The following is a 6,745-nucleotide window of genomic DNA, read 5'->3' as shown; positions in this document are numbered from 1 at the left end:
GGTCGTATAACGGGCGCGGTCGGACTCGGTTCCCTCAGGAGGACGTACCGGGGGTTTCCACGCGCGCCTCCCGGGCCAACTGCTCGGTGCGCGCCCGGGCCAGGCGGCTGAGCACCTTGTCCCTCAGGTCCATCGGCACCGGATCACAGCCGCAGTGCTTGGCCACGAGCTTCTTCACCGCCTCCTCGAGCCCGTACTCGTCGAGGCAGGGCCCGCACCCGTCCAGGTGCTCGCGGACCTGCTCGTAGTTGCCCTCCTCAAGCTCGCCGTCGATGTAGGTGTAGAGCTTGTCGAGCACCTCGCTGCACGGGGTGTCGCTGTGTTCGCCGTGGCCGCCGCTCATTGCAGGTCTCCTCGATCCGAGACGTCCTGTCCCCGTCCGCGCGGGGACGTCCCCGAGGCGACCGCGCCGGCCTCGGCCGCCGCCCTCGCCGGCAGGAACCCCCGCTCCACCGCGTACTCCTCCAGCATCGACCTGAGCTGGCGGCGCCCGCGGTGCAGCCGGGACATGACCGTCCCGATGGGCGTCCCCATGATCTCGGCGACCTCCTTGTACGCGAAGCCCTCGACGTCGGCGAGGTACACCGCGATCCGGAAGTCCTCGGGCAGCTCCTGGAGCGCCCGCTTGACGTCGGTGTCGGGGAGGTGTTCGAGCGCCTCGGCCTCAGCGGACTTCAGACCCGCCGCGGTGTGCGACGCGGCCTGAGCCAGCTGCCAGTCCTCGACGTCCTCGGTCCCCGCCTGCTTCGGTTCGCGCTGCTTCTTGCGGTAGGAGTTGATGAAGGTGTTGGTGAGGATGCGGTAGAGCCATGCCTTGAGGTTCGTCCCCTGTCTGAACTGGTGGAACGAACCGAACGCCTTGGCGAAGGTCTCCTGTACGAGATCCTCCGCGTCGGCGGGGTTACGGGTCATCCGCAGCGCCGCGGAGTAGAGCTGGTCGAGGAAGGGAAGCACGTCCCTCTCGAAGCGCTCTTCCCGTTCCGCGGCTGTCTCCTGCTCCTGGCCCTGTTCCAAGCCCGTCGGCCTCCTCGCGCTGGTCCCGGTTGGGGCGTCCATACCCCAACGATACGGTCCCATGGCGTGGACCCGCGCATCGGCGCCGCGTGGCGCCGTCGCCGTCTCCTCGCGCTCCAGGCACGTCCCGGCTGTCGGCATGGTCTGTCGGCCCTCCCCGGATACTCGCGTGTGGCGCGCCCGGACGACTGGGTCTCCGGGCGCGGTGTAGGGGAGAACAACGCTTCGCGCGAGCTGATTCCGCGCCGCACGGGGACGAAGGTCCCCTCCTTGGGCGAACTTTGTCGTTTACCTCCGTCACCGGAGGTGAGGCATGGCAGAGTGCGGGTAGGACACACTGGAGAATGGGAGAGGAGTGCACGTGCGACCGTCCCCGACCCCGGCCTCCGACCGCCCCCGGTCGACGGCGGCCCAGTTCGCCACTCCCGACCACCTGTCGGACTACTGGCGGTTCTACTGGGCGGTCGCCGAGGCGCAGGTCGCCCGGTGGCTCCCCGACTCCCCCTCCCTGCTGCTCGACCTCTCCGGCGCGGACTACCAGGGCGCCCCGCGCGCAGTGGCCGCCGGACACGACGTGGTCACCCTGCTGCCCTCGGTGGACGTGGCCATGCGCCGCCCGCTGACCCTGGTGAACGGGCGCGCGATGGTGCCCCGGCCGGCCCGGCGCGGACGGCTGCGCCACGTGGTGGGCGACTCCGCCTTCCTGCGCAGCTTCGCCCCGGACTCCTTCGACGGGGTCATCGCCGACAACCGGGTGCTGTCCAGGCACCTGGCCACCGAGGAGGCCCTGGCGCGGGTCAGCCGGGTGCTGCGCCCGGGGGGCCGCGCCCTGCTGTGCGTGGACTCGGTGGTGCTGGGCATGGCGATGCTGGCCGAGCAGGACCGCTGGCCCGAGCTGAGCCACGCGCCCAACGCGGACGTGCTCCTGGTGCCCTGGCCGGACGGCTCCATCACGCGGTGCTTCACGGCCGAGCAGCTCACCGAGGCGCTCACCGACGCCGGTCTGGAGCTGGAGTGGGTCAAGCCCCGCACGGTGCTGTCCGCCTCCACCGTGGAGATGATGCTGGCGCGCGACCCGAGGTCGATGGGACGCCTGGTGGAGATGGAGCTGCGCGCCACGGAATCCGACGACTACGTGGGGGTGCACCTGGTGGCGAGCGCGCGCAAGCCCGCTTAGGGCGCGTTCGGCGGGCGTCCGCGCGGTGTCCGCCGAACGCGCCTCAGTCCGTCCCCTCGGCGGGGGCCCGCTCTTCGCCGTGGACGCCCAGGAGCAGGCGCACGGCACGGCGCATCCGGTCGAGGTAGCGCCCGTCGTCGGGTCGGACGAACATCTGGTAGTACGCCACCCCCGCGATGAGCTCGGCGAGCGTCTCCACGTCGGTGTCCGCGGGCAGCCCTCCCCGGCGCGCCTCCGCACGCAGCCGGGCCATGAGCGGCTCCCGGCGCGGGCGGATGTACCTCTCCCAGTACACGCGGCGCAGCTCGGGGTTGCTCAGCGCCTGGATCAGCCGTGTGCGGATCAGCCGGTGGGTCCGCGGGTCGTCGTCCACCGCCTCGGGCCCGAACCAGGGTTCGAGGTCGGCCAGCAGGTCCCCGGTGTCGGCGATGCGCGGCGTCTCGCGCACGCTGTCCAGGGCCTCGGCGATCAGCTCCTCCCGTGAGTCCCAGCGCCGGTAGAGGGTGGCGCGGGCGACCCCGGCCCGGTCGGTGATCGCGGCGACCGTCACCCTGCCCGGGTCCTCGTGTTCGAGCAGCAGTTCGACCGTCGCGTCCAGCAGCACGCGTCCGGCGGCCTCCTCGCGGGGGCGTCCCGGGCCGCGTGCGGGCTGCGTGGGCATGGGTTTCCTCAGTGTCTCGGTGTCCTTCCCGGGATCGTCCCGGGTCCTTCGTCCGGCAGCGCGGACCGGTACGCCGCGCCGCGGCCGCGGGGGCCGCACGGCGCCGGGTCCGGGAGGGGGCGGCGCCCCTCCCGGACCGAACCGCAGGACCCTACCGGACCCCTGTGTCGGTCAGGCGTCCTGCACGAGGCGTCCGCGCAACCGCTGGACGACACCCTCGTCCAGCCCGGCGGCGCGCAGCCTGCCCAGCGGTTCGCCGTGCCGCTGGGCCATGGTCCTCCAGAAGGCGCGCATGGTCTCGGCGTCGGCGCGCATCATGGGGTTGTCCGGGGCCGCGGTGCCCGTTCCCAGCTCCGCCAACAGCGGACCCATCAGGTGCGCCAGGCGCCGGTTGATCCCCGGCATGGCGGCGTCGGTACGGGAGTAGTCCTCGGCCACGGCGTCCTCCCCGGCTCCGAGTGCCCCCAGCAGCAGAGCCGCGAGGACCCCGGTGCGGTCCTTGCCCGCCGCGCAGTGGAAGGCCGCGGGCCGGTCGGTGAACGCGAGGAGCGTGAGGATCGTGGCCAGGGACTCGGCGGAGCGGTCCGCCATGTCCGCGTAGAAGACGGCGGCCCCCTCCGGGGTGGTGGGCAGGTTCCCGAGATCACGCCCTCCGGGTGCCAGGTCCACGCTCAACGGGATGTGGTGGTAGTTCACGGTGTGCCCGGTGACCTCCCGGTCGGCGAACGGACCCCTGCCGGTGGCCGCGGCCTCCCCGAGGGAGCGCAGGTCGATGACGTGGCCGATGCCCCGCTCCCGGCACGCGGAGTGGACGAACTCCGCGGTGGCGGTGGCCAGGTCGTCGCTGCGGAACACCAGACCGGGGCGGACCCGGCCGCCGCGGACGGCGACGCCGCCCAGATCACGGAAGTTGACCGGGACGCTGGGCTCGACGGAGACGGGAAGGGAGGGGACGTCGGCGGGAAGGACGGGATTCTCGGGGCTTGTGGTGCTCATAGTGCTCCTGGTTCGAAAGCCGGGCCGCCGGGGGCGCGGACCACCGGATGGGCGTGGGTCAGCGGGAGGGGCGTGGGTCAGGCGGTCAGACGGGCGCGTACGAGTGCGCTCAGGCGGTCGATCACGGTCACGAGCAGGACGATCCCGATGACGATGGCGCACAGGTGGCCGAAGTCGTACAGCCGCAGGGCGGTGGTCAGCTCCAGGCCGATGCCGCCCGCGCCGACCAGGCCGAGGATGGTGGCGCCGCGGACGTTGCCCTCGAAGAGCAGCAGCGTGTACGACGTGAGCATCGGCGCGGCCTGGGGCAGCATCCCGAAGGTGATGACCTGGCCGGACGAGGCCCCGGCCGCTCTCAGGGCGGTCACCGGCCCGGGGTCGACCGACTCGATGGCCTCGGCGTAGACCTTGGCGATGGTGCCGACCGAACCGAGGGTGATAGCGAGGATTCCGGCGAACGGCCCCAGACCGACCGCCGAGACGAACATCAGCGCGAAGATCAGCTCGGGGACGGAGCGCAGGACGTTGAGGACGAACCTGGCGGCGAGGTAGACGGGGCGCGGCGCGATGTTCTCGGCCGCCGCGAAGCTCAGCAGCAGGGACAGCAGCGCGCCGAGCAGGGTACCCAGGACCGCCATCTGGAGGGTCTCCACGAGCAGTTCGACGATCGTGGCGACCTTGCCGAAGTCCGGCGGCCACAGCCGCGACAGGAAGGAGCCCATGGCGGGCGCTCCCTCGGCCAGCGCGGACGGGCTGAACCCGGATCCGGCCGCCGACCAGGCGACGGCGGCGGCACCGACCACGATGGTCAGCGTGCCCTTCAGCCCGGGCGGCTGCCAGGGGGAGGACAGGCGGCGCAGGCCCTCGGGGAGGTCGGCGGCCCCGCCCCGAGTCGTGGGGCCGCCGACGGCGGCGGGGTCCCCGGGCCCGGGCGCGGTGTCCGCCTCGGGCGCGGGTTCGGGTCGGCTGGTCACGCGGTACCTCCGGGGAGCGGGGCGGCGCCGCGTCGTGCCGCGGGCTCGTCGGTGTCGGTGCCGAACTCGGTGTCGGCGCCGTAGATCTCGCGCACGGCGGCCCCGTCCAGGTCGGCGGAGGCCAGGTCGGCGACCACGCGGCCCTCGCGCAGGCCCACGGCGCGGTCGGTGTAGCGGCGGGCCAGGGCGACCACGTGCAGGCTGACCAGCACGGGCACACCGCGTTCGCGGGCCAGCTCGGACAGCAGTCCCAGGACGGAACCGGCCAGGCGCGGGTCCAGGGAGGCCACCGGCTCGTCGGCGAGGATCAGTCCGGGGTCCTGCATGAGGGCGCGGGCGATGGCCACCCGCTGCTGCTGGCCGCCGGAGAGGGTCCGCGCCTGCTGGCGGGCCTGGTCGGCCAGCCCGACCCGGTCCAGGAGCGCGAGGGCGCGGACGCGCTGCTCGCGGGAGAACACCCCGACCCTGGACGCGGGACCGGCCTCGTGCAGTCCGCCGGTGAGGACGTTGGCCAGGGCGGACAGACGGGGAACCAGGTGGAAGTGCTGGAAGACGTGTCCGACGTCGGCGCGCAGGGAGCGCAGCGCCCGTCCGCGCAGCGCGGTGACGTCGCGTCCGGCCACACGCAGTTCTCCGGAGGTCACGGGCGCCATGCCGGTGAGCGCCCTCATGAGGGTGGACTTGCCCGAGCCGCTGTGGCCCAGGAGCGCCACGACCTCGCCGGGGGCGACGTCGAGGTCGACCCCGTCCAGGACGGGCGCGGTGTCGTAGACGACCGTGAGGCCGCGGACGCTGACGACCGGTACCGTCAGCGGGTCCGCGTCCCGGTCGGTGCGCTGGGGCCGCGCGGCCGCGGTGGTGGCGTCGGCGGTCATCGGATGTCCTCCAGTTCGAGGCCGACGGACTCGGCGACGTCCAGCAGCGGTGCGAAGACCTCCGCGTCCGGGTCGGCGATGGCCTCCCCCTCACCCAGCAGGGTGGTGAGGGCCTCGTCCCCCTCGACCAGCTCCGGGAGCCGCTCGACGACGGCGGTGCGGGTCCGTTCGTCCACGTCCTCGGAGAAGACGATGGTGACGCCGACCGGGATGGGGCCGCTCTCGGCCAGGACGACGACCTCCTCGGGGTCGATGACGCCCGCCTCGGTGAGGGTCCCGACGAGCATGGCCGAGGTCGCCGCGACGTCGACCCCGCCCTGGGCCAGGGCCAGGGCGGCCGAGTCGTGGCCACCCGCGAAGGTCATCTCGTAGTCGGTCCCCGCCTCCAGCCCCTCCTCCTTGAGCAGGGCACGGGGCATGAAGTGGCCGGTGGTGGAGCCGGGGTCCACGAAGGCGACCTGGCGGCCCTCGACGTCGGCGATCGTCTCGATCCCGCTGTCGGCGCGGGTGAGCAGCACGGACGCGGGGTCGTCCGTGGCCTCCCAGACCAGACCCACGTCCAGGCCTCCGGCCTGCTGGCCGATGGCGGTGGCGAAGGGGCTGAGCAGGGCGACGTCGACGTGCCCCTGACGCAGGGCCTCCACGACTCCCATGTAGTCGGCGGGCGACTCGGTGACGACCTCGCGTCCGGTGGCCTCGGCGATGTGGTCGGAGACGGGTTCGACCTGGGCGAGCTGTTCGGGGTCGTCGGTCCCGGGCGGGAAGGCGAAGACGAGGGCCTCGTCGGCGGTGTCCCCCTCGGCGGGCGCGCAGGCGGCCAGCGCGAGGACGGAGAGGGCGGAGAGAGCGGTCAGTGCGGTGAGGGCGGGACGGGGGTGGCGGTGCATACCGTCGCTCCTTGGCGGAGGGAGGAATGTGACGCCTCCGAGGCAACAGGGGATTCGTGAACCGGCGGTTTCGATACCGGCGGTGCACTAATTGCCGTCAGGTGAACGCTGGGACTCGCCGCCGCGCACGAAAGCCCAGGTCGTACGGGGATCAACGCCCC

Annotated in this window: 8 protein-coding genes; 1 reads left to right on the top strand and 7 read right to left on the bottom strand. The window is 73.1% G+C overall.

Annotated features, from left to right (window positions below; translation table 11 throughout):
• Positions 1–34: 34 nt before the first annotated feature.
• Positions 35–343 carry a mycothiol system anti-sigma-R factor gene (gene rsrA, locus ACSIH6_RS35305; RefSeq protein ID WP_435112666.1) on the bottom strand — a complete coding sequence of 103 codons (309 nt, stop codon included), beginning with the start codon at positions 341–343 and terminating at the stop codon, positions 35–37.
• The gene (locus ACSIH6_RS35300; RefSeq protein ID WP_435112665.1) at positions 340–1,056 is read right to left on the bottom strand and encodes a sigma-70 family RNA polymerase sigma factor; all 717 of its coding nucleotides are present in this window, start codon (positions 1,054–1,056) and stop codon (positions 340–342) included. Before ACSIH6_RS35300 ends, rsrA begins: the two co-directional genes overlap by 4 nt.
• A 313-nt stretch (positions 1,057–1,369) precedes the next feature.
• Here ACSIH6_RS35300 and ACSIH6_RS35295 point away from each other — a divergent pair, with 313 nt between their 5' ends.
• Positions 1,370–2,191, top strand: coding sequence for a methyltransferase domain-containing protein (locus tag ACSIH6_RS35295; protein ID WP_435112664.1), 822 nt, complete (start codon positions 1,370–1,372; stop codon positions 2,189–2,191).
• Between the two features lie 43 nt (positions 2,192–2,234).
• Here ACSIH6_RS35295 and ACSIH6_RS35290 read toward each other — a convergent pair whose 3' ends face one another.
• The 5 genes from ACSIH6_RS35290 to ACSIH6_RS35270 all read right to left on the bottom strand — a co-directional run bounded on the left by ACSIH6_RS35290 (position 2,235) and on the right by ACSIH6_RS35270 (position 6,584).
• Positions 2,235–2,852: a TetR/AcrR family transcriptional regulator gene (locus tag ACSIH6_RS35290; protein ID WP_435112663.1), complete on the bottom strand. Its 618-nt coding sequence runs from the start codon at positions 2,850–2,852 to the stop codon at positions 2,235–2,237.
• 171 nt (positions 2,853–3,023) lie between these two features.
• Positions 3,024–3,848 (bottom strand): tyrosine-protein phosphatase, encoded by an 825-nt coding sequence (locus ACSIH6_RS35285; protein WP_435112662.1) that lies wholly within the window; start codon positions 3,846–3,848, stop codon positions 3,024–3,026.
• 77 nt (positions 3,849–3,925) lie between these two features.
• On the bottom strand, positions 3,926–4,822 hold the full coding sequence (gene phnE / locus ACSIH6_RS35280) for a phosphonate ABC transporter, permease protein PhnE (protein ID WP_435112661.1): 897 nt from the start codon (positions 4,820–4,822) through the stop codon (positions 3,926–3,928).
• A complete protein-coding gene (locus tag ACSIH6_RS35275; RefSeq protein WP_435112660.1) occupies positions 4,819–5,697 on the bottom strand; it encodes a phosphonate ABC transporter ATP-binding protein in 879 nt (292 codons plus the stop codon). Before ACSIH6_RS35275 ends, phnE begins: the two co-directional genes overlap by 4 nt.
• Positions 5,694–6,584, bottom strand: a complete 891-nt coding sequence (locus ACSIH6_RS35270; protein ID WP_435112659.1) for a phosphate/phosphite/phosphonate ABC transporter substrate-binding protein — start codon at positions 6,582–6,584, stop codon at positions 5,694–5,696. Before ACSIH6_RS35270 ends, ACSIH6_RS35275 begins: the two co-directional genes overlap by 4 nt.
• Between the last annotated feature and the right edge of the window lie 161 nt (positions 6,585–6,745).

It is taken from the genome of Nocardiopsis synnemataformans (genome assembly GCF_965343085.1).
GTDB classification, from domain to species: Bacteria; Actinomycetota; Actinomycetes; order Streptosporangiales; family Streptosporangiaceae; genus Nocardiopsis; species Nocardiopsis alborubida.
This window is presented reverse-complemented; position numbering and strand designations above follow the sequence as displayed.